The organism is Enterobacter cloacae complex sp. ECL411, from assembly GCF_021869665.1.
In the GTDB taxonomy this organism is placed as follows: Bacteria; Pseudomonadota; Gammaproteobacteria; order Enterobacterales; family Enterobacteriaceae; genus Enterobacter; species Enterobacter intestinihominis.
In genome coordinates this window covers 1,888,705-1,910,423 of the sequence record NZ_CP091486.1, presented here as the reverse complement: position 1 = coordinate 1,910,423, position 21,719 = coordinate 1,888,705, and the positions used below count along the sequence as shown (strand labels likewise).

At 56.5% G+C, this 21,719-nt stretch carries 18 protein-coding genes, 1 pseudogene and 1 other annotated feature (1 of these 20 running past the window's edge); of the genes and pseudogenes, 8 read left to right on the top strand and 11 right to left on the bottom strand.

Annotation, left to right across the window (positions count from 1 at the left end; translation table 11 throughout):
• Position 1 precedes the first annotated feature (1 nt).
• The gene (locus tag L3069_RS09195; protein ID WP_038415905.1) at positions 2 to 1,402 is read right to left on the bottom strand and encodes an MFS transporter; all 1,401 of its coding nucleotides are present in this window, start codon (positions 1,400 to 1,402) and stop codon (positions 2 to 4) included.
• 233 nt (positions 1,403 to 1,635) lie between these two features.
• Positions 1,636 to 4,014 carry a phosphoenolpyruvate synthase gene (gene ppsA, locus L3069_RS09190; protein WP_038415904.1) on the bottom strand — a complete coding sequence of 793 codons (2,379 nt, stop codon included), beginning with the start codon at positions 4,012 to 4,014 and terminating at the stop codon, positions 1,636 to 1,638.
• A gap of 335 nt (positions 4,015 to 4,349) precedes the next feature.
• On the opposite strand from ppsA, the gene ppsR reads away from it, so the two are divergent.
• The 8 genes from ppsR to L3069_RS09150 all read left to right on the top strand — a co-directional run bounded on the left by ppsR (position 4,350) and on the right by L3069_RS09150 (position 12,480).
• Entirely contained in the window at positions 4,350 to 5,183 is an 834-nt protein-coding gene (ppsR, locus tag L3069_RS09185; RefSeq protein WP_017384644.1) for a posphoenolpyruvate synthetase regulatory kinase/phosphorylase PpsR, read from the top strand.
• A gap of 150 nt (positions 5,184 to 5,333) precedes the next feature.
• Positions 5,334 to 6,380 carry a 3-deoxy-7-phosphoheptulonate synthase AroH gene (gene aroH / locus L3069_RS09180; protein WP_038415903.1) on the top strand — a complete coding sequence of 349 codons (1,047 nt, stop codon included), beginning with the start codon at positions 5,334 to 5,336 and terminating at the stop codon, positions 6,378 to 6,380.
• Positions 6,381 to 6,589: 209 nt separating this feature from the next.
• On the top strand, positions 6,590 to 6,778 hold the full coding sequence (gene hemP, locus L3069_RS09175) for a hemin uptake protein HemP (protein ID WP_022647850.1): 189 nt from the start codon (positions 6,590 to 6,592) through the stop codon (positions 6,776 to 6,778).
• 76 nt (positions 6,779 to 6,854) lie between these two features.
• On the top strand, positions 6,855 to 8,837 hold the full coding sequence (locus tag L3069_RS09170) for a TonB-dependent hemoglobin/transferrin/lactoferrin family receptor (protein ID WP_038415902.1): 1,983 nt from the start codon (positions 6,855 to 6,857) through the stop codon (positions 8,835 to 8,837).
• Positions 8,838 to 8,872: 35 nt separating this feature from the next.
• Positions 8,873 to 9,901: a hematinate-forming heme oxygenase ChuS gene (chuS, locus tag L3069_RS09165; protein ID WP_038417025.1), complete on the top strand. Its 1,029-nt coding sequence runs from the start codon at positions 8,873 to 8,875 to the stop codon at positions 9,899 to 9,901.
• Positions 9,898 to 10,716, top strand: a complete 819-nt coding sequence (locus L3069_RS09160; protein WP_063135933.1) for a hemin ABC transporter substrate-binding protein — start codon at positions 9,898 to 9,900, stop codon at positions 10,714 to 10,716. Before chuS ends, L3069_RS09160 begins: the two co-directional genes overlap by 4 nt.
• The gene (locus L3069_RS09155) at positions 10,716 to 11,708 is read left to right on the top strand and encodes an iron ABC transporter permease (protein WP_023299913.1); all 993 of its coding nucleotides are present in this window, start codon (positions 10,716 to 10,718) and stop codon (positions 11,706 to 11,708) included. Before L3069_RS09160 ends, L3069_RS09155 begins: the two co-directional genes overlap by 1 nt.
• Entirely contained in the window at positions 11,701 to 12,480 is a 780-nt protein-coding gene (locus L3069_RS09150; protein WP_023305968.1) for a heme ABC transporter ATP-binding protein, read from the top strand. Before L3069_RS09155 ends, L3069_RS09150 begins: the two co-directional genes overlap by 8 nt.
• On the opposite strand, the gene selO is transcribed toward L3069_RS09150, so the two are convergent.
• The 9 genes and pseudogenes from selO to pheS form a co-directional block, all read right to left on the bottom strand.
• Complete coding sequence (gene selO / locus L3069_RS09145; RefSeq protein WP_038415900.1) at positions 12,477 to 13,919, bottom strand: protein adenylyltransferase SelO; 1,443 nt, start codon at positions 13,917 to 13,919, stop codon at positions 12,477 to 12,479. The two genes, L3069_RS09150 and selO, sit on opposite strands and share 4 nt — an antisense overlap.
• A 61-nt stretch (positions 13,920 to 13,980) precedes the next feature.
• Positions 13,981 to 14,694, bottom strand: a pseudogene (locus tag L3069_RS09140) (EAL domain-containing protein).
• A gap of 292 nt (positions 14,695 to 14,986) precedes the next feature.
• The gene (locus tag L3069_RS09135; protein ID WP_038415899.1) at positions 14,987 to 15,451 is read right to left on the bottom strand and encodes an NlpC/P60 family protein; all 465 of its coding nucleotides are present in this window, start codon (positions 15,449 to 15,451) and stop codon (positions 14,987 to 14,989) included.
• 72 nt (positions 15,452 to 15,523) lie between these two features.
• A complete protein-coding gene (gene btuD, locus L3069_RS09130; protein ID WP_038415898.1) occupies positions 15,524 to 16,279 on the bottom strand; it encodes a vitamin B12 ABC transporter ATP-binding protein BtuD in 756 nt (251 codons plus the stop codon).
• Positions 16,279 to 16,830: a glutathione peroxidase gene (locus L3069_RS09125; protein WP_022650905.1), complete on the bottom strand. Its 552-nt coding sequence runs from the start codon at positions 16,828 to 16,830 to the stop codon at positions 16,279 to 16,281. Before L3069_RS09125 ends, btuD begins: the two co-directional genes overlap by 1 nt.
• A gap of 33 nt (positions 16,831 to 16,863) precedes the next feature.
• A complete protein-coding gene (gene btuC, locus L3069_RS09120) occupies positions 16,864 to 17,844 on the bottom strand; it encodes a vitamin B12 ABC transporter permease BtuC (protein WP_038415897.1) in 981 nt (326 codons plus the stop codon).
• Positions 17,845 to 17,947: 103 nt separating this feature from the next.
• Positions 17,948 to 18,247, bottom strand: a complete 300-nt coding sequence (gene ihfA / locus L3069_RS09115) for an integration host factor subunit alpha (protein WP_003857805.1) — start codon at positions 18,245 to 18,247, stop codon at positions 17,948 to 17,950.
• A 4-nt stretch (positions 18,248 to 18,251) separates the two neighbouring features.
• On the bottom strand, positions 18,252 to 20,639 hold the full coding sequence (gene pheT, locus L3069_RS09110) for a phenylalanine--tRNA ligase subunit beta (RefSeq protein ID WP_038415896.1): 2,388 nt from the start codon (positions 20,637 to 20,639) through the stop codon (positions 18,252 to 18,254).
• Between the two features lie 15 nt (positions 20,640 to 20,654).
• Complete coding sequence (pheS, locus tag L3069_RS09105) at positions 20,655 to 21,638, bottom strand: phenylalanine--tRNA ligase subunit alpha (protein WP_063135932.1); 984 nt, start codon at positions 21,636 to 21,638, stop codon at positions 20,655 to 20,657.
• Between the two features lie 62 nt (positions 21,639 to 21,700).
• Positions 21,701 to 21,719, bottom strand: a sequence feature (Phe leader region) (it continues 106 nt past the right edge of the window).

Sequence of the window (21,719 nt, the reverse complement as noted above, 5' to 3'; positions counted from 1 at the left end):
TTTACTCCTGTAGTGCGGATTGGGTTACCGGGCTGAGCTGCCCCGCATCGTTTCGAATGTCTCGCTTGCTGGCCAGCTCACGGGCAATGGAATCCACCAGTCGGCTGTTGAGTTTGTAGATAGCAAGGAGCGCCACCATGCAGAGGAACAGCGCGCAGGGGATCAGGGTGAACAGGGCATTGATGGTTGCGAGGACGTGAGGCGCCTGGTTTGCCTGTCCGGGCGCGTAATCCACCATGCCCAGCACCCAACCGACTACCGCCCCACCCAGCGCCAACCCAAACTTGATGGCAAACAGGGCGGTAGAAAAGACCAGCCCGTCCAGACGGCGGCCGCTGCGGTGTTCTTCGTAGTCCACCACATCGGAGAACATGGTCCATTGCAGCGGCGTGGTCAGGTTCTGAATAAAACTAAACACAATATTCAGACCGAATATCAGCCACACCTGCGAAGGAGGAATGAAGAAAATCAACGCGCCAAAAATAACGAAAGAAATAATGGTCCACTGATAGGCACGTACGCGATCAAATTTCCCCAGCAGGCGTTCAGATAATAATGCGCCGCTTAAGGATGCCACCATGCCGGAAACAATAAAGGCAAAGACCAGTTCAGGGCGTAACAGAACATAGTTAACGTAATACATGGTCGCAGAGCCACGCGTCACGACGGCGGTTAACAGTAAAATATTAAACAGAAAAACAATTCGCCACTGGCTGTTGGCGGCCAGCAGTTTTAAATCCGTCAGCATCGAGCCGGAGGTGTCATTGCGTGGCGAGTAACGCTCCCGGGTCATAAAGAAGCAGCAGAAGAATAAAATAATACCCAGCAGCCCCATCAGGCTCATGGCATAGAAATAACCTTTTTGCACATTCCCCTGACCTAATAATGAGACCAGCGGCAGCGCGATGACCGTTACAATCAACCCGCCGATAAACGACAGGCCAAAGCGCCAGGATTGCAGCGAGTGGCGCTCGCGCGGGTCGAGCGTCAGCGCGCCGGGCATGGCGCAGTATGGAACGTTAATCGCGGAGTAGATCAGGCTCAGGATGGCATAGGTTACGCAGGCATAGACAATTTTCGCCGTCTGCCCGGCATCCGGTACGTAGAAGGTAATCAGGCAGCTCACGCCAAACGGAATGGCAAACCAGAGCAGCCAGGGACGAAAACGACCGTGGCGGGTCTGAGTGCGGTCCACCAGCGCGCCAATGCACGGATCGACAAACGCATCGATCACGCGCACCACTAAAAACATGGTGCCCATAATGGCCGCCGGCAAACCGAATACGTCCGTATAGAAATACGCGAGAAATAACGTTGCCGTTTGCCAGACCAGCGCGCTGGCCATATCACCGAGGCCATAACCTATTTTATCTTTGGTACGTAATACAGAGGAGATTGTCATTGTTATTTGCCTTTTATCAGGTTAAAACGTATTTCAACCAGTCGCGCATCATCCCGACGGATGTACGCGGTAAGGCTCAAGTATTAGCAACGCCCTGCCCACTAACAATTGTCTAAATTAACAGATAAATTATGATATTTGGTTTTTTGCTTTATTTGTGATGGTGAGCATATTCGCAGGAAAATAAAAAAGGCGAGGACAGATATCCTCGCCTTTTTCAGGTTATGCAGGTTTTACCTGTTCAGCTCTGCCAGGCTCAGCCAGGTTTGCACCACGGTGTCCGGGTTCAGGGAGAGGCTATCAATCCCCTCATCCATCAGCCAGGCCGCAAAGTCTTCATGGTCAGAAGGACCCTGCCCGCAGATCCCGACATATTTACCCTGTTTCTTCGCCGCACGGATGGCCATGGAGAGCAGCGCTTTCACCGCCTCGTTACGCTCATCAAACAGCTCAGAGACAACGCCGGAGTCGCGGTCCAGGCCGAGCGCCAGCTGCGTCATATCATTCGAACCAATGGAGAAGCCGTCGAAGTGCTCCAGGAACTGCTCGGCCAGCAGGGCGTTGGACGGAATTTCACACATCATGATGATCTTCAGCCCGTTCTCGCCGCGCTTCAGCCCCTGACGCGCCAGCTCATCCACCACCGCTTTCGCCTGATCCACGGTACGGACGAACGGGATCATGATTTCCACGTTGGTCAGCCCCATGTCGTTGCGCACGCGTTTTACCGCTTCGCACTCCAGCGCGAAGCAGTCGCGGAAGCTTTCCGACACGTAGCGTCCGGCGCCGCGGAAGCCCAGCATCGGGTTCTCTTCTTCCGGCTCGTAGCGTTCGCCGCCCACCAGGTTAGCGTATTCGTTGGACTTAAAGTCCGACAGACGCACGATCACGCGTTTCGGGTAGAAGGCCGCGCCGAGCGTGGCGATGCCTTCCGTCAGACGACCGACATAGAACTCTCTCGGCGAGTCGTAACCCTTCATCATCTCGCGGATTTCGTTTTGCAGCTTCGCGTCCTGGTCGTCAAACTCCAGCAGCGCGCGCGGGTGAACGCCGATCATGCGGTTGATGATGAATTCCAGACGCGCCAGGCCCACGCCTTCGTTCGGCAAGCAGGCGAAGTCAAACGCGCGATCCGGGTTACCGACGTTCATCATGATTTTCAGCGGCAGGTCCGGCATGGTATCCACGCTGGAGCTCTTCACGCTGAAGTCGAGGATATCGGCATACACGTAACCGGTATCGCCTTCGGCACAGGAGACCGTCACGTTCTGGTCGTCCTTCATGCGTTCGGTCGCGTCACCACAGCCGACTACCGCCGGGATCCCCAGCTCACGGGCGATAATAGCCGCGTGGCAGGTACGGCCACCGCGGTTGGTGACGATAGCAGCCGCTTTCTTCATGATCGGCTCCCAGTCCGGATCGGTCATGTCGGTCACCAGCACGTCGCCAGGCTGAATGCGATTCATCTCGCTGATGTCGTGGATCACTTTCACCGGACCGGCACCGATGCGGTGGCCGATTGCGCGGCCTTCCGCGACAATTTTGCCCTGCGCGTGCAGGGTGTAGCGCTCCATGACCTGACCGCGCGAACGGACTGTTTCCGGACGCGCCTGCACGATAAACAGCTTGCCGGTGTGTCCGTCTTTGGCCCACTCGATGTCCATCGGACGGCCATAGTGTTTTTCAATCTGCACCGCCTGCTTCGCCAGCTCTTCCACTTCGGCGTCGGTGAGCGAGAAGCGATCCCGCTGCTCCAGCGGCACATCTTCAATAGTGACCTGCTTGCCATGCTCTTGCGTCGGGGCATAGATCATGCGGATTTTTTTCGAGCCCATGGTGCGGCGTACCACTGCCGGACGGTTAGCCGCCAACGTAGGCTTGTGCACGTAGAATTCGTCAGGGTTCACCGCCCCCTGCACCACCATCTCGCCCAGACCCCATGCGGAGGTGATAAACACCACCTGGTCGAAGCCGGATTCCGTGTCGATAGAGAACATCACGCCGGAAGAGCCTACGTCGGAGCGCACCATGCGCTGTACGCCTGCGGAGAGCGCGACGCCGCGGTGGTCATAGCCCTGATGCACGCGATAGGAGATGGCGCGGTCGTTGAACAGGGAAGCAAACACATGCTTCACCGCCACCAGTACCGCCTCGTAACCCTGGACGTTGAGGAAGGTTTCCTGCTGTCCGGCGAAAGAGGCATCCGGCATATCTTCCGCGGTAGCGGAAGAGCGCACGGCAAAGGAGGCCTGCGCGTCGTCAGCGGAGAGCTGGTTGTAGGCGTCATGGATGGCTTTTTCCAGTTCCGGCTGGAAAGGTGTGTCGATAATCCACTGGCGGATTTGCGCGCCGGCTTTGGCAAGCTCGGTGACATCATCAATATCCGTTTTATCCAGCAGGTCGTAAATGCGCTGGTTTACACCGCTCTGGTCTAAAAACAGGTTAAACGCATCGGCGGTTGTGGCAAACCCGTTTGGTACGGAGACACCCATACCGGACAGATTTGTAATCATTTCACCCAGGGAGGCATTTTTGCCCCCAACTCTGTCTACATCATTCATGCCGAGTTGGTTATACCAAAGCACCAGCGGTGACGAGCCATTGTTGGACATCGAAACAATCCTTTTGTGATATTTGATCGGAGTAAGAAACACCTGACTACGTATTTATACTGGCATATTTATTTCCGCTAAAAAAACGGTGAATCGTGTAAGCAATTTAAATTTTCAACTTTTCGGACAGTTTCCCCGCACTCGCTAACCCGATGATTCCTATAGATTCCGTCAAAAACCATAGAAATAACGCCGCTAATCAGAAAATGAAATCCACTTTTCAGGAAAATCAAAAACACCATTTCATTTTAAATTCAGATAAGTTCTTTGCTGTGCAATTAACTTTTTTAATTTATGCTTTCAGGCAATTACGTACGCTATTCAGGGTGGATAAAATGGATAATGCTGTCGATCGCCACGTTTTTTATATTTCTGATGGGACGGCGATTACCGCCGAGGTGCTGGGACACGCGGTGATGTCGCAGTTTCCCGTGTCGATAAATAGCATCACGCTGCCGTTCGTGGAAAACGAGAGCCGGGCCAAAGCGGTCAAGGACCAGATCGACGCCATTTACCAGCAGACCGGTGTTCGTCCGCTGGTGTTCTATTCCATTGTGATCCCTGAGATCCGCAACATCATTCTGCAAAGCGAGGGCTTCTGTCAGGATATCGTGCAGGCGCTGGTTGCACCCTTGCAAAGCGAGCTGAAGCTCGACCCGACGCCGATCGCTCACCGTACCCACGGGCTGAACCCCGGCAACCTGACCAAATACGATGCGCGTATTGCCGCCATTGATTACACCCTGGCGCACGACGACGGGATCTCGCTGCGCAATCTGGACCAGGCGCAGGTCATTTTGCTAGGTGTGTCGCGCTGCGGTAAAACCCCCACCAGCCTTTACCTGGCAATGCAGTTTGGCATTCGCGCCGCCAACTACCCCTTTATTGCCGATGATATGGACAACCTGGTGCTGCCTGCCGCGCTCAAGCCGCTTCAGCATAAGCTGTTTGGGCTGACCATCAACCCGGAACGACTGGCGGCGATCCGCGAAGAACGTCGCGAGAACAGCCGCTACGCCTCAATGCGCCAGTGCCGAATGGAAGTCTCCGAAGTCGAAGCGCTGTACCGGAAAAATCAGATCCCCTGGCTGAACAGTACCAACTATTCAGTAGAAGAAATTGCCACCAAGATCCTCGATATCATGGGACTGAATCGCCGCATGTACTAATATGCTAGTACATTAATCCAGTTTCAGTTATTATCATGCCATCCTCGGGGCGACGTGCCCCGAACTTGAAATCAGCAGGGATTGGTTTAAGGTGATGCCCATCACTTCCCGGTAGTCTGCCGATGAAGCAAAAAATTTCTGAGACATTCCATGAACAAAACCGACGAACTGCGCACCGCGCGCATTGATAGCCTGGTCACCCCGGCTGAACTTGCCCGGCTGCACCCCGTTTCCGCCGAGGTGGCGGACCATGTGACGGCCTCCCGTCGCCGCATCGAAAAAATTCTCAATGGTGAAGACAAACGTCTTCTGGTAGTAATTGGCCCCTGCTCCATCCACGACCTGGACGCGGCGATGGATTATGCACAACGCCTTCAGACGCTGCGCGTCACGTATCAGGATCGCCTGGAGATCGTGATGCGTACCTACTTTGAAAAGCCGCGTACCGTCGTGGGCTGGAAAGGATTGATATCCGATCCCGATCTGAACGGTAGTTACCGGGTGAATCACGGCATTGCGCTGGCGCGCAAGCTGCTGCTACAGGTTAACGAGCTGGGCGTGCCGACCGCTACCGAATTTCTGGATATGGTGACCGGACAGTTTATTGCCGACCTCATTAGCTGGGGCGCGATTGGCGCGCGTACCACCGAAAGCCAGATCCACCGTGAAATGGCGTCGGCGCTCTCCTGTCCGGTGGGCTTCAAAAACGGTACGGACGGCAATACCCGCATCGCCGTTGATGCCATCCGCGCGTCACGCGCCAGCCATATGTTCCTCTCCCCGGATAAAAACGGCCAGATGACCATCTACCAGACCAGCGGCAACCCGTTCGGACATATCATTATGCGTGGCGGTAAAAAACCGAATTACCATGCAGAAGATATTGCCGCCGCCTGCGAAACGCTGGCGGAATTTGACCTGCCGGAGCATCTGGTGGTGGATTTCAGCCACGGCAACTGCCAGAAACAGCACCGCCGCCAGCTGGACGTCTGCGATGAAGTCTGCCAGCAGATCCGCAGCGGCTCGACCGCCATTGCAGGAATTATGGCGGAGAGCTTTATCAAAGAAGGCACGCAGAAGATCGTCGCCGGACAGCAAATGGTGTACGGCCAGTCGATCACCGACCCGTGTCTGAGCTGGGAAGACAGCGAGCTGCTGCTGGAGAAGCTGGCTTCAGCCGTGGACACGCGATTTTAAAATCCTGCCGGGTGACGCTGCGCTTACCCGGCCTACGGTACGTGCCCTTCTCCCTCTCCCCGTGGGAGAGGGTCGGGGTGAGGGCATCAGACCGCACCTCTCCCCCAAATTTGATCCCGTCACACAATTTTCATAAAAACGCTTGCCGTGAATTTGCAGTTTATTGATAATGATTATCATTGTTACATTGATTGTTATTTATAAACATTATGTCACCGACCGATAACAGCGCGGCAACGCCAGTAAAAACACACACAGCGCCGTCCCCTGCTCCCACAGATCGCCGAATCGACAGCAAAAGCCTGTTGGGTGAGGAGGGACGGGTCATTATCGAGCATGACGGCCAGCACTACCTGCTGCGCCAGACCAATGCCGGAAAACTGATCCTGACTAAATAATCCAGACAACACATTCGCCAGCCACCCAGGTGATCCCCAGGCAGCCAGCGCTTTTCAATTCTTATGGAGAGTTGCTATGCCACACCTGCAATCCGCGTCTTTACGCCCGTCTCTTCTGGCGCTTGCAATTGTCAGCACCCTGCCGGGCGTTGCGTTTGCCGCCACAGACGATATCACCGTTACCGCCACCGGCAACGCCCGCAGCGCCTTCGAAGCCCCCATGATGGTAAGCGTGATTGACGCCGCCGCGCCGGAAAACCAGACCGCCAGCTCCGCCGCCGACCTGCTGCGCAAGGTGCCCGGCCTGACGCTGGACGGCACCGGGCGCACCAACGGTCAGGACGTTAACCTGCGCGGTTACGACCGACGTGGCGTGCTGGTGCTGGTGGATGGCGTACGCCAGGGCACCGATACCGGACACCTGAACAGCACGTTCCTCGATCCGGCGCTGATCAAACGTATCGAAGTGGTACGTGGCCCTTCCGCCTTGCTGTACGGCAGCGGCGCGCTGGGCGGCGTAATTTCATATGACACCGTCGACGCCAGCGATCTGCTGGACGCAGGTAAAAATAGCGGCTATCGCGTATTTGCTACCGGTGCAACGGGCGATCACAGCATCGGGATGGGCGCCAGCGCCTATGGCCGCACCGATACCCTGGACGGTGTGGTCTCCTGGTCCAGCCGCGATCGCGGCGACATTCGCCAGAGTGACGGCGCGAGGGCGCCAAACGACGAATCCATCAACAATATGCTGGCGAAAGGCAGCTGGAAAATTGATCCGGCTCAGACGCTGAGCGGATCCCTGCGCTACTACAACAACGACGCGCAGGAGCCGAAAAATCCGCAGACCACGGATGCCAGCAGCAGTAACCCGATGACCGATCGTTCCACCATTCAGCGCGATGCCCAGCTTGGCTACCGCATTGCGCCAGCCGGAAACGACTGGCTGAACGCCGATGCGAAAATTTACTGGTCCGAAGCGCGGATCAACGCCCAGAACATCGACGCCAGCGGCGAGTTCCGTAAGCAGACCACCAAAGGCGGCAAAGTGGAAAACCGCACCCGCCTGTTCAGCGACTCCTTCGCCTCGCACCTGCTGACCTACGGCGGGGAATACTACCGTCAGGAGCAACACCCTGGCGGCGCGACCACCGGCTTCCCGGACGCTAAAATCGACTTCAGCTCCGGCTGGTTGCAGGATGAGATCACCCTGCGCGACCTGCCGGTAACGCTTCTCGGCGGGACGCGTTACGACAACTACCGCGGCAGCAGCGACGGTTACGACGACGTGGATGCGGATAAATGGTCATCACGCGCCGGGTTAACCGTGAGTCCAACCGACTGGCTGATGCTGTTCGGCTCTTACGCCCAGGCCTTCCGCGCGCCAACGATGGGCGAGATGTATAACGACTCAAAGCACTTCTCTATCGGCAGCTTCTACACTAACTACTGGGTGCCGAACCCGAACCTGCGTCCGGAGACCAACGAAACCCAGGAGTTCGGTTTTGGGCTGCGTTTTGACGATCTGCTACTCGCCAACGACGCGCTGGAGTTCAAAGCCAGCTACTTCGACACCAAAGCAAAAGATTACATCTCTACCACCGTCGATTTTGCGGCGGCCACTACCATGTCCTATAACGTACCAAATGCCAAAATCTGGGGCTGGGACATGATGGCGACCTACTCGACCAGCCTGTTCAACCTCGACGTGGCCTACAACCGCACGCGCGGGAAAGATACCGACACGGGTGAATATATCTCCAGCATCAACCCGGACACCGTCACCAGCAAGCTGGATATCCCGGTGGCGCAAAGCGGCTTCTCCGTAGGCTGGATCGGCACCTTCGTCGAACGTTCAACGCACATCAGCAGCAGCTACAGCGAGCAGCCTGGCTACGCAGTAAATGATTTCTACGTCAGTTATAAAGGCCAGCAGCAGTTCATAGGCATCACCACCACCCTCGTGCTGGGGAACGCCTTCGACAAAGCCTACTGGTCACCGCAGGGCATCCCGCAGGATGGCCGCAACGGCAAGATCTTCGTCAGTTATCAATGGTAATTCCCTTCGGGGCAACGATTCAGAAGGATAAGATTATGGGTCACTACACACGCTGGCTTGAGCTTAAAGAAGAACATCCGGGTAAGTACGCCCGTGATATCGCCGGATTAATGCACATCAGCGAAGCAGAGCTGGCATTTGCGCGCGTTGGACACGACGCCTGGCGGCTGCGCGGTGAAATCCGCGAGATTCTGGCAGCGCTGGAGTCCGTGGGGGAAACCAAATGCATCTGCCGTAACGAATACGCCGTTCACGAACAGGTTGGAGCGTTTACTCACCAGCACCTCGGCGGTCATGCCGGGCTGGTGCTGAATCCGCGAGCGCTGGATCTGCGTTTGTTCCTCAACCAGTGGGCGAGCGCGTTTCACATTAGCGAAACGACCTCCCGCGGCGAACGTCAGAGCATTCAGTTCTTCGATCATCAGGGCGACGCTTTACTGAAGGTCTACACCACGGATCACACCGACGTTGCCGCCTGGGGCGACGTGCTGACCCGTTTTATCATTGCCGATAACCCCGCTCTGGCGCTGAAGGCTGTCGAAGCCCCCGCGCATTCCGACGGTGCAGATGCAGGCTCGGTGGAGAAAGAGTGGCGCGCCATGACCGACGTGCATCAATTCTTTAGCTTATTGAAGCGCCATAACCTGAGCCGCCAGCAGGCGTTTCGTCTGGTGAGTGACGATCTGGCCTGTAAGGTGGATAACAGCGCGCTTGCACAACTGCTGGAGAGGGCGCAACAGGACGGAAACGAAATCATGATCTTCGTCGGCAACCGCGGTTGCGTGCAGATCTTCACCGGTGTGGTGGAAAAACTGACGCCCATGAAGGGCTGGCTGAACATCTTCAACCCAACCTTTACCCTGCATCTGCTGGAGGAGACTATCGCGGAGACGTGGGTTACGCGTAAGCCCACGGCAGACGGACACGTTACCAGCCTGGAGCTGTTTGCTGCGGATGGAACTCAGATCGCCCAGCTCTACGGGCAGCGTACCGAAGGCGAGCCGGAGCAGAGCCAGTGGCGCCGCCAGATTGACGCTCTGACGCCAGAAGGGCTGGCCGCATGAAAAACTGGTTTGCCCTGCTCTGCGCCCTGCCGCTGGTCGCCGTCGCCGCGCCGGAGAGAATTGTCGCCCTCGGCGGCGACGTGACGGAGATCGTCTACGCCCTCGGCGCGGAGTCTTATCTGGTTGCGCGCGACAGTACCAGCCAGTGGCCGCAGGCGACAAAAGCGCTGCCTGACGTGGGGTATCTCCGCCAGCTGAATGCGGAGGGAATTCTGTCCGTACGCCCGACGCTGGTGCTGGCAAGCGACCAGGCGCAACCCTCTCTGGCGCTGAAACAGGTTGAACAGAGCCACGTCCGGGTAGTTACCGTTCCCGGCACGCCTGACCTGCGCACGATTGACGAAAAAGTGCGGGTGATAGCTCAGGCGACGCATCATGAGGTGCAAGGGGAAACCCTGAGCAACTCGCTGCGTCAGGCGCTGGCGGCTCTGCCCTCAACACCGCTCAACAAGCGGGTGCTGTTTATCCTCAGCCACGGCGGAATGACCGCAATGGCGGCCGGGCAACAGACCGGCGCGGATGCGGCAATACGCGCCGCCGGGTTGCAGAACGCCATGCAGGGCTTTACCCGCTATCAGCCGCTCTCCCAGGAGGGGGTAATGGCCAGCCAGCCGGATCTGGTGGTGATTTCGCAGGACGGCCTTAACGCGCTGGGCGGCGAACAAAATCTGTGGAAACTGCCCGGTCTGGCGCAAACGCCAGCGGGACGAAGCAAGCAGGTGCTGGCTATTGATGACATGGCCCTGCTGGGCTTCAGCGTCCGCACGCCGAAAGCCATACAACAGCTGCGTGCCAGAGCGGAGCAACTGCCCTGATGTCCCGGCGCATCACGTTATCATTATGGCTTCTGGCGGGGTTGCTTACCGTCATGACGTTCATGGCTACCGGTTTTGGGGCGTTACGCCTGCCAGTGAACGTGCTGTGGAGCGGCAGCGATGAGACGCTACGCCAGATCTGGCTCACCATCCGTCTGCCCCGCGTGCTGCTGGCGCTGGTGATTGGCGGGTCGCTGGCGCTCGCCGGCTGCGTCATGCAGGGGCTGTTCCGCAATCCGCTGGCCGACCCGGGCCTGCTCGGGATCAGCAGCGGTGCGGCGCTGGCCGTCGCCCTGTGGGTGGTGCTCCCGCTCTCGCTGCCCGCGCTGGTGATGCTTTATGCCCCGATGCTGGCGGCATTTTTTGGGGCGCTGGCAGCCACAGGCGTGATCTTCCTGCTCAGCAAGCAGCGTGACACCTCTCTGTCACGTCTGTTGCTGGTGGGTATCGCCATCAATGCCCTGTGCGGTGCGGCAGTGGGTGTGCTTTCGTGGGTCAGCAATGACGCCCAGTTGCGTCAGCTTTCACTCTGGGGAATGGGAAGTCTCGGTCAGGCGCAGTGGTCAACGCTGCTCGCCGTGATCTCGCTGATGGTGCCTGCCGCTCTGGCGATCTGGCGTTGTGCCAGCGCGTTAAATTTACTGCAACTGGGTGAAGAGGAAGCGCATTATCTCGGCGTGGACGTTGCCCTTGTACAGCGAATATTACTGTTATGCAGCGCTCTGCTGGTCGCTGCGGCTGTCGCCGTCAGCGGCGTGATTGGCTTTGTCGGACTCGTGGTGCCGCACCTGATGCGCATGTGGCTGGGCGCCGATCACCGGGCAACCCTTCCCGGCACGGTTCTCGCGGGCGCTTTTCTGCTGCTGGTGGCGGATACGGTAGCCCGCACTCTGGTCGCCCCGGCAGAAATGCCGGTCGGGTTGCTCACCAGCATCCTTGGCGCCCCCTGGTTCTTATGGCTCATTTTTCGTCGTGGAGAACAGCATGGCTGAACGTTATACGGCTGAAAATCTGACTTTTACCCGGTCTGGCCGCACGCTGACAGATAACGTTTCGCTGTCACTGTCGAAGGGAGAGCTGGTTACATTGATCGGTCCTAACGGCGCGGGGAAATCCACGCTGCTGCGACTGCTGACCGGCTACCTGAAACCCGACAGCGGCGGCTGTTCGCTGGCGGGGAAAGCGCTGGATGAATGGCACCCGGAGACGCTGTCCCGCTATCGGGCAGTGATGCGTCAGCATACTCAGCCTGGATTTGACTGGCTGGTGGAGGAGATCGTTGGAATGGGGCGTGCGCCCTGGTCGCGTCAACCTGAACCGTCGATTGTGCGTGAGGTGATGCAGCTGACCGGTTGCCTGCCGCTGGCTGGCAGACGTTATCATTCCCTCTCGGGCGGCGAGAAGCAGCGCGTTCAGCTCGCCCGCGCGCTGGCGCAGCTGTGGCGTGAGGGAACGCCGCGCGGCTGGCTGTTTCTCGACGAACCCACTTCAGCGCTGGATCTCTACCACCAGCAGCATCTGCTGCGCCTGTTGAAATCGCTGACCCGTCTGGGTCATCTTCACGCCTGCGTGGTGCTGCACGATCTTAATCTCGCCGCGTTATGGTCGGACCGGATCCTGCTGTTACACAACGGCAGGATTGTTTCTCAGGGCATACCGGAGACGGTATTGCAGGCCGACGCGCTGGCGCGCTGGTACGGTGCGCAGGTGCACGTCGGCAGACATCCGGCGCACGCCGCGCCGCAGGTTTTTCTCGCCCCTTAGCTTGAGCAGCTCACTTCCAGTCGCTTGCCCCAGTCCGGCGGGCGGCTGACATAGTCATCCTCCCGGTCAGCAAACGGCGTGCGCAGGGCGATATGCAGCCGATGCAGCTCGGCATAATCCCCCTGCTCTGCCTGCTCAATAGCCCGCTGCGCCAGCCAGTTGCGCAACACCATCGCCGGGTTAACCGCCTTCATCCGCGCCTGGCGGGTATCGTCATCAATCTGTTCCTGCTGTAAACGCGCCCGGTAAGTGGCAAACCAGTCATCAAACGCCTGTCGATCGATGAACTCGTCACGCAGCGGTGAAGCGGCGCTCTGCTGCGCAGTCTGGCTTAGCATACGGAAGGTTCGGGTATAGTCGCTGCCTTCACGCGCCATGATGGCAAACAGCCCATTTAGCAGCGCGTTATCGCCTTTTTCCTGCGTCATCAGCCCCAGCTTGTTGCGCATTAACACACCATATTCCCGCAGCAAAACCTCCTGATAGGTATCGAGCGCATCGTTCAGGGCATCGACGTCGATAAACGGCGACAGGCTTTGCGCAAGCCGCTGAAGGTTCCACAGCCCCACCGCAGGCTGGTTGTCGAAACGGTAACGCCCCTGATAGTCCGAATGGTTACAGATGTAACCTGGTTGATAGTCATCAAGGAAGCCGTACGGACCGTAGTCAAACGTCAGCCCTAACAGGGACATGTTGTCGGTATTCATCACCCCGTGGGCAAAGCCAACGGCCTGCCAGCGGGCAATCATTGAGGCGGTGCGCGCGACAATATCACGGAACCAGAGAACATAGCAGTCCGGTTCGTCTTGCAGGTGCGACCAGTGACGTCGAAGGGCGTAGTCGGCAAGCTGGCGGACTTTATCCGGCTCGCGACGATAGTAGAAGTGTTCAAAATGGCCAAAACGCAGATGGCTTTCCGCCACGCGGATCAGCATCGCCCCCTGCTCTATCGTCTCACGGGCCACCGGCGTGTCGCTGGTGACAATGGACAGCGCGCGTGAGGTGGGGATCCCCAGGGCATGCATCGCCTCGGAAGCCAGACTTTCACGAATGGTTGAACGCAGCACCGCGCGGCCATCCCCCATGCGTGAGTACGGTGTTAACCCTGCCCCTTTCAGGTGCCAGTCGAGCGTTTCGCCATTCGGCAGAACCTGTTCACCCAGCAGGATGCCGCGACCATCGCCGAGCTGTCCCGCCCAGACGCCAAACTGATGTCCGCTGTAGACCTGAGCCAGAGGCTTCATGCCCGGAAGCAGCGTTTCGCCGCCCCAGACACCGGCGCCCTTTTCTGGCTGAAAAAGTGTCGAAGGGATGCCAAGCGAATCCGCTAATGCATCGTTATGCCAGATAAGACGCGCGTTCTGTAAAGGCGTGGGCTTAAGCGCGGTGTAAAAGCCGGGTAATTCATCGTGCCAGTGAGCAGTAAAAGACAGGGTCATAAGTCCTCCTGCTTTAAGTGTAGAGGGTTTCCCTTGACGTAAACACGGGCGAAGAAAGGGGTTATTGCTGAACGAGGGTCGTTACGCGTTCTGCCGGGACGGCAGGCCACAGGGTTCCCTGCATTGCGCCAAAATTGAAGGGCAGCACGCGTTGTAAGATGCCGTGATCGTCAATTCCCGAGACCATGACCGACTGACAATGCGGCGCGATCTGCCAGAGAATGGCGCGCATAAATGGCTCGAAAGAGAGCGCCGAGACGCGCTGATGAATAAAGTTTTTATCCAGAATCACCCGTTTGAACAGACCATCTTAAACCGGTTTAAGGGATGCAGCCCCTGCACCAAAGTTAGCCAGCACTAAGGGGAAATGGATCGCCATTCTTGCAAGCGTCAGATCGTCTTTCCCGTTATTTAAACCTGGATAGTTCTCATTAACAGTAAACTCAAGAAACGGATAACGATCAAGGATTGAAACAGCGTTCTCATTAGTTAATAAAAACTCAACAATTGCAGGTGTAATATTGATCCATGCAATTAACTGATGCTGAATAAAAAATAGCTTACAGGTATCGAGTAATTGCAGTTTTTCCTGAAACAGCACTAATTCATCTTCCTGAGAAAGATGAGGGATAACCAGTTCAGTCGGGATTCGTACGTCCGTACCCACGCCAGTAAAGTTAACCAAAATCTCTAAACCTTTAAGCAAACCTGCACTATCACGCGCCGGAAGGAGTAAAAGTTCAGACTGGTAAGCATTATCTAGCGTAATAATCATCGCCCTTGTCCTGCATTAAAGATGAGAGAGAACATCCTGGAGCAATTGCAGGCACAATTCCACTGTCTTGATTTTAATAAGATTAATTTCATTCTTTCCGTATTAATTTTCAGATTTTTCCCTGAATCTAAAATAATCTTATCCTGGTTATTGAATAATAGCCAGTTTTAGATAAAACAGGCACATGCTGACAAAAATAAGTGGGCAAAAATTTTACTTTAATCCACCCGCAAGAAAAGCCTGACGTCTATTTTCACCGCCAGGCCCTCCGCACTGCATCTTTATGCAGCGGTTAAATACGCCTGGCCTGCCAGAAATTTTTACGCCAGTAAACATTATCGAGAGAGGAGCGCATCACGCCGCGGCTGGTCGAGGCATGAATGAACTGATTATCGGTGTCATAAATGCCGACATGAAGGCCGCTTTCACCGGAACCTGTTTTAAAAAAGACCAGATCGCCGGGCAGGAGCTCGTCTTTATCAATTTCAGTGCCGATTTTCGCCTGCATACGCGTTTCACGCGGAAGCTGTAGGTCAAATTTATCGCGGAAAGTCATCAGCACAAATCCCGAGCAATCCACCCCGCCCCGGCTCATCCCGCCGTAGCGATAAGGGGTGCCGCGCCAGTTGCTGAGCTGATCGTTCAGGCTGGCAATGACCGTAATGGAATCGGAAAGCTGTGGGTTAGGCGGAGGTGCACGATGGCTGCTGCATCCTGCAAGAAATAGCGCCGCAACAAGGAGAAACCAGAATCGCATTTCAGACGAATCCTCTGCTTTTTTTGTTCTTTCGGTAATTTAGCGTGCATCTATGCGGCTGTGCAAGAAAGGTTACTCCTGCGTCGTGGAAATGAGCATCTTGTGGCCTTCAATATCCAGCCTCCGGAACGACATGTGGTAAGCACTCGCAAGATTGGGGGCCGTCAGCACGCTGTCGCGCGTTCCGCTGGCAATCAGTTTGCCACGCGCCAGCAACCACACCCGATGCGCGTGGCGCAACGTATGGTTTAAATCATGGCTGCTCATCACAATGGCGATGCCCTTGCGACACAGCGCGCTGAGCAGTGTATCCAGCGCTGCCTGCTGGGCAACGTCCAGTCCGCTCATCGGCTCGTCCAGCAGCAGCAACCGCCCGTGAGGATTTCCCACCGGATGAACCTGAAGGATGACGGCGGCCAGACGCACGCGCTGCCATTCGCCACCGGAAAGCTGGCTGGCCTGTCGGGTGAGCTTATCGTCTAACCCGAGCGCCGCAGCAACGTCATGGAGCAATGCTACCTGATTTCTATCAGGCAGGTGCAGCGTCAGGTAGTGCCAGACGGGCATTGCAAAGGGCGGAACCTGCTGCTGAACCAGATAGCTTCGACGGGAGGCGAGTGTAGAGGGTAGCCAGTTGACGAGCGATTGCCCGAGAAAGGTAATCTCCCCTTCCCCGCGGGTCAGCCCCGCCATGCGCGCCAGCAGCGTGCTTTTTCCGGCGCCGTTAGGCCCAACCAGGTGAAGGATTTCACCTGCGTTGACTGCGGCGGTAACAGGCTCAAGACGTCCCTTCCCGGCAACGCCTGTGAGCTGCATCAGCAGCGTCATTATTTCGCCAGCGCCAGCTTGATTGATTCCATCACGATAGGATCTTCAGGCGTCATGTCAGGCGAGAAACGCTGCACGACCTGACCGTCACGGCCAATCAGGAATTTTTCGAAGTTCCACAGAATATCGTCCGGATAGAGCGGCGCGCGACCTTTGCTCGCCATACGCTCATAGAAACCACTCTCTTCAGGCGCAACGGCGGTCGGCGCCGCGGCCACCAGTTTGGCATACAGCGGATGACGATTTTCCCCGTTCACATCAATTTTGCTGAACATCGGGAACGTCACACCATAGGTTGTGCTGCAAAAGGTCTTAATCTCCTCTTCGCTGCCAGGCTCCTGGCCCAGGAACTGGTTGCACGGGAAGCCGAGTACGGTAAAGCCGTCTTTTTCCCAGGCTTTATGAATGTTTTCCAGCTGTTCATACTGCGGCGTAAGGCCACATTTCGATGCCACGTTCACGATGAGCAGTACCTTGCCCTTGTAGCCTTCCAGCGTGGTTTTCTCGCCGTCAATGGTAGTCACTTCGGTATTCAGAATATCAGACTGCATAGCATTCCCTCAGGTTGACTTACAGGTTGTGTTTTAACGTCCAGCTTTTAATAGTAGCCAGATAAAGACCGGTGCGCCCAGCGTTGCGGTCACCACGCCTATCGGCAACTCAGCGGCCGTCAGCGCAAGCCGGGCGATGATATCGGCAATCAGCAGTGTTGCCGCCCCGGCAACCGCCGAGGTCGGAAGCAGGGTTCGGTGGTCCGTAATACCGCACAGGCGCAGCATATGCGGGATCACCAGCCCAATAAAGCCAATCGCCCCCGCCAGCGCCACGCTTACGCCCACCATCCAGCCGATGGCGATAACCAGCGCGTTGCGCCAGAAGCCAATCGGCATCCCGAGCTGGCGAGCAGACGTTTCGCCCAGCGCGAGAATATTTAGCGGCTGCGCCTGGAACGCCGTCCACAGGATGACCGGGATCAGGAGCACCATCAGCCACCCCTGACGCCAGTCAACGCCACCAAATCCCCCCATCATCCAGTACATTAACTGACGCAGATCGAAAGAGGTGGAGAAGTAGACGGCCCATGTCATCAGCGCGCTACAGATGATCCCCAACGCTACCCCGGCAAGCAGCAGCCGGCTGGTGGATAAATGGCGACGAGCAAAGCGCAGAAGGATAAGGGTTATCAACAGCGCGCCAAGGATGGCGCTGAGGCTAATCCCCCAGGCGGAGAGCTCGCCTCCCCCCAGCATCACGGCGGCGATAAGCCCGACGCCTGCGCCATTCGACACCCCGAGAAGTCCGGGTTCCGCCAGAGGGTTTTCAAATAATGCCTGCATGATCGTGCCGCACAGCGCCAGCGCAGCGCCGACTAAAAGCACAGCCAGCGTCCGTGGCAGGCGGATCTGCCAGACAAAGAGCTGTCCCTCAGGCGTAAACCAGCTTTCCGGTCCCAGCCACCGATCGCCCGCACACAGGCTGACGGTGGTGGCGACAATCATCAGCACCCCGAGCAGACACAGGCGGCGGAGATCGGAGCGGTGCTGAAGACGGGCAAGATCAAGCATAGACGATAGGTTATCCGGTTGAGATATCATTGATTTTACGGCGGGTTTAGCAAATAGCGCAAAGAAAAAAGGCCGCGTGAGCGGCCTTTTTAATTAGTTCATATTACTCTGCTTTGGGCGTTGCGTTTTCGACACGGCTTTTTAACTTCTGTCCGGGTCTGAAGGTCACCACGCGGCGGGCTGTAATGGGAATATCTTCCCCCGTCTTCGGGTTACGGCCCGGACGTTGGTTTTTGTCTCGCAAATCAAAATTGCCAAAGCCGGAGAGTTTAACCTGCTCACCATTTTCCAGAGCACGACGGATCTCTTCGAAAAACAGCTCTACCAGCTCTTTGGCATCCCGTTTGCTAAGCCCAAGCTTATCAAACAGATATTCTGACATTTCAGCTTTTGTAAGCGCCATAGGTTCAATCCCTCAATGATGCCTGGAATCGCTCTTTTAATGCCTCTACACATTTGGCGACGGTAGCGGCAATCTCCTCTTCTTCGAGTGTACGGCTGGTATCCTGAAGGATAAGGCTAATAGCGAGGCTCTTGAAACCTTCTGCTACGCCCTTGCCGCGGTACACGTCAAATAAGTTTACGCCAACTACCTGATTTACGCCAACTTTCTTACATTCGGCCAAAATATCTGCTGCGGGCACATTTTCAGCGACCACAACCGCGATATCACGGCGGTTTGCCGGGAAGCGTGAGACGTCCTTTGCCTGAGGAATGACGCGGTCTGCAACCGGGTTCCACTCCAGCTCGAATACGATGGTACGGCCATTCAGATCCAGCTTACGTTCCAGCTCCGGGTGAACAACCCCAATAAAACCAACACGTTTGCCGTCTAAATAGATCGCCGCACTCTGGCCCGGATGCAGGGCTGGAATCGCTTCTGCGCGGAATTCAATTTCGGATAATTTACCGGTCAGATCGAGAATCGCTTCCAGATCGCCCTTCATATCGTAGAAATCAACCGTCCCTTTTGCCAGGTCCCAGTGCTCTTCATAGCGGTTACCGCTGATGGCGCCGGCCAGCATGAGATCCTGACGGATGCCTAAATTGGCCTGAGTATCCGGTACAAAGCGCAAACCGCTTTCGAAAATACGCACGCGGTTCTGCTGACGGTTCTGGTTATAAACGATAGTACCCAGCAGTCCCGTCCACAGGGACAGACGCATCGCTGACATCTCGCTGGAGATCGGGCTTGGCAGGATCAGCGCTTCCTGACCCGGGTGGATCAGCTGTTGCAGCTTAGGATCAACGAAGCTGTAGGTGATCACTTCCTGGTAGCCTTTGTCGTTCAGCATGGTTTTCACACGCTTCAGTGACAGATCGGCTTCGCGATGGCTGCCCATCACCAGACCCGCCTGCACCGGCTCGTCAGGGATATTGTTGTAGCCGTACACGCGGGCCACTTCTTCCACCAGATCTTCTTCGATCTCCATGTCGAAACGCCAGGATGGCGCAACGGCTTTCCATTCATCCTGACCTTCAGTCACTTCGCAGCCCAGACGCGTCAGAATGTCGGTCACCTGCGCATCGGCAACGTGGTGACCAATCAAACGATCCAGCTTGCTGCGGCGCAGAGTAATGGTCGCACGCTTCGGCAGCGCCGCTTGGTTGGTCACATCGATAACCGGACCCGCTTCGCCGCCGCAGATGTCGATCAGCAGGCGAGTCGCACGCTCCATCGCTTTGTATTGCAGCGCAGGATCCACGCCACGCTCATAGCGGTGAGAAGCGTCAGTGTGCAGACCGTGACGGCGTGCGCGGCCGGTGATGGAGAGCGGGCTGAAGAACGCGCATTCCAGCAGGACGTTTTGCGTTTCGTCGTTGACGCCAGAGTGCTCGCCGCCGAAGATCCCGCCCATCGCCAGCGCTTTGTTGTGATCGGCAATTACCAGAGTGTCGGCGTTCAGTTTCGCTTCGCTGCCGTCCAGCAGAACCAGGGTTTCGCCCTCTTTCGCCATGCGCACAATAATACCCCCTTCGATACGATCTTTATCGAAGGCGTGCATTGGCTGGCCCAGCTCCAGCAGAACATAGTTGGTCACGTCAACCACAGCGTCGATAGAACGGATACCACAGCGACGCAGTTTCTCTTTCATCCACAGCGGGGTTGGCGCTTTAACGTTGATGCCTTTCACCACGCGACCGAGGTAGCGCGGACATGCGTCAGGGGCGTCAACCTGAATCGGCAGCACGTCACTGATGGTTGCCTCAACCGGAGCGATCTCCGGCTCGTTCAGTTCGGTCTGGTTCAGAACGGCCACGTCGCGGGCTACACCGATGATACCTAAGCAGTCGGCACGGTTTGGCGTCACGCTGATTTCGATGGTGTTGTCATCAAGCTTCAGGTATTCGCGGATATCGGTACCCACTGGTGCATCCTGCGGCAGCTCGATAATCCCGGAGTGATCGTCGGAAATGCCCAGCTCGGAGAAGGAGCACAGCATGCCTTCAGACGGCTCACCGCGCAGCTTAGCCGCTTTGATTTTGAAATCGCCCGGCAGTACCGCGCCGACGGTCGCCACGGCTACCTTCAGGCCCTGTCGGCAGTTTGGCGCACCGCAGACGATATCCAGCAGACGGTCACCGCCCACATTGACTTTTGTTACGCGCAGTTTGTCGGCGTTAGGGTGCTGGCCACACTCAACCACTTCACCTACCACGACGCCGGTAAAGGCGCCAGAAACAGGATCCACGCCATCAACTTCCAGACCCGCCATGGTGATCTGGTTAGAAAGCGCGTCGCTGTCCAGCGTGGTGTTAACCCATTCGCGTAACCACAGTTCACTGAATTTCATTGTTCTTTCCTGCCCTTATTTAAACTGTTTGAGGAAACGCAGATCGTTTTCGAAGAACGCACGTAAGTCGGTTACGCCGTAGCGCAGCATGGTAAGACGCTCCATGCCCATACCGAACGCAAAGCCGGAGTATACTTCCGGATCGATACCTACGTTGCGCAGTACGTTTGGATGCACCATGCCGCAGCCCAGCACTTCCAGCCATTTACCGTTTTTACCCATCACGTCAACTTCCGCAGAAGGTTCAGTGAACGGGAAGTAGGACGGACGGAAACGAACCTGCAAATCTTCCTCAAAGAAGTTGTTCAGGAAATCGTGCAGTGTGCCTTTCAGGTTGGTGAAGCTGATGTTTTTATCAACAATCAGACCTTCCATCTGGTGGAACATTGGGGTGTGGGTCTGATCGTAGTCGTTACGGTATACGCGACCCGGCGCGATGATGCGGATCGGTGGAGCCTGCTCCTTCATGGTACGGATCTGAACGCCAGATGTCTGAGTACGCAGCAGACGGGTGGCGTCAAACCAGAAAGTGTCGTGGTCAGCGCGTGCCGGATGATGGCCAGGAATGTTAAGGGCATCGAAGTTGTGGTAGTCATCTTCAATTTCCGGGCCAGTCGCCACGGTAAAGCCGAGCTCACCGAAGAAACTTTCAATACGATCGATAGTACGGGTAACCGGATGCAGACCGCCGTTTTCGATACGGCGACCCGGCAGAGAAACGTCAATCGTTTCTGCCGCCAGACGCGCATTCAATACTGCGCTTTCCAGCTCGGCTTTACGTGCGTTCAGCGCCTGTTGTACCTGCTCTTTGGCTTCGTTAATCATTGCACCTGCTGCCGGGCGCTCCTCTGCTGGCAGTTCACGCAGGGTAGTCATCTGAAGGGTCAGATGCCCTTTCTTGCCCAGATATTCGACGCGGACATTGTCTAACGCGGCAACATCTGAGGCCTGGTTAATGGCGGCCGTTGCACTGGCAACCAGCTCTGCGAGATGTGACATGGTTTTCCTCATTATGTCGGTGCAGACACCGAATTGTTGGACGTAATCTCTCAAATTCAGGCACAAAAAAAGCCTCCATCG

What these genes read in the sequence shown, in the direction of transcription:
- pheS (WP_063135932.1), bottom strand. Translation starts at nt 21,638, where the DNA reads ATGTCACATCTCGCAGAGCTGGTTGCCAGTGCAACGGCCGCCATTAAC.
- selO (WP_038415900.1), bottom strand. Translation starts at nt 13,919, where the DNA reads ATGACCCTGTCTTTTACTGCTCACTGGCACGATGAATTACCCGGCTTT.
- L3069_RS09135 (WP_038415899.1), bottom strand. Translation starts at nt 15,451, where the DNA reads ATGCGATTCTGGTTTCTCCTTGTTGCGGCGCTATTTCTTGCAGGATGC.
- L3069_RS09125 (WP_022650905.1), bottom strand. Translation starts at nt 16,830, where the DNA reads ATGCAGTCTGATATTCTGAATACCGAAGTGACTACCATTGACGGCGAG.
- L3069_RS09170 (WP_038415902.1), top strand. Translation starts at nt 6,855, where the DNA reads ATGCCACACCTGCAATCCGCGTCTTTACGCCCGTCTCTTCTGGCGCTT.
- L3069_RS09195 (WP_038415905.1), bottom strand. Translation starts at nt 1,402, where the DNA reads ATGACAATCTCCTCTGTATTACGTACCAAAGATAAAATAGGTTATGGC.
- ihfA (WP_003857805.1), bottom strand. Translation starts at nt 18,247, where the DNA reads ATGGCGCTTACAAAAGCTGAAATGTCAGAATATCTGTTTGATAAGCTT.
- btuC (WP_038415897.1), bottom strand. Translation starts at nt 17,844, where the DNA reads ATGCTTGATCTTGCCCGTCTTCAGCACCGCTCCGATCTCCGCCGCCTG.
- chuS (WP_038417025.1), top strand. Translation starts at nt 8,873, where the DNA reads ATGGGTCACTACACACGCTGGCTTGAGCTTAAAGAAGAACATCCGGGT.
- ppsR (WP_017384644.1), top strand. Translation starts at nt 4,350, where the DNA reads ATGGATAATGCTGTCGATCGCCACGTTTTTTATATTTCTGATGGGACG.
- L3069_RS09160 (WP_063135933.1), top strand. Translation starts at nt 9,898, where the DNA reads ATGAAAAACTGGTTTGCCCTGCTCTGCGCCCTGCCGCTGGTCGCCGTC.
- L3069_RS09155 (WP_023299913.1), top strand. Translation starts at nt 10,716, where the DNA reads ATGTCCCGGCGCATCACGTTATCATTATGGCTTCTGGCGGGGTTGCTT.
- hemP (WP_022647850.1), top strand. Translation starts at nt 6,590, where the DNA reads ATGTCACCGACCGATAACAGCGCGGCAACGCCAGTAAAAACACACACA.
- ppsA (WP_038415904.1), bottom strand. Translation starts at nt 4,014, where the DNA reads ATGTCCAACAATGGCTCGTCACCGCTGGTGCTTTGGTATAACCAACTC.
- btuD (WP_038415898.1), bottom strand. Translation starts at nt 16,279, where the DNA reads ATGACGCTGCTGATGCAGCTCACAGGCGTTGCCGGGAAGGGACGTCTT.
- pheT (WP_038415896.1), bottom strand. Translation starts at nt 20,639, where the DNA reads ATGAAATTCAGTGAACTGTGGTTACGCGAATGGGTTAACACCACGCTG.
- L3069_RS09150 (WP_023305968.1), top strand. Translation starts at nt 11,701, where the DNA reads ATGGCTGAACGTTATACGGCTGAAAATCTGACTTTTACCCGGTCTGGC.
- aroH (WP_038415903.1), top strand. Translation starts at nt 5,334, where the DNA reads ATGAACAAAACCGACGAACTGCGCACCGCGCGCATTGATAGCCTGGTC.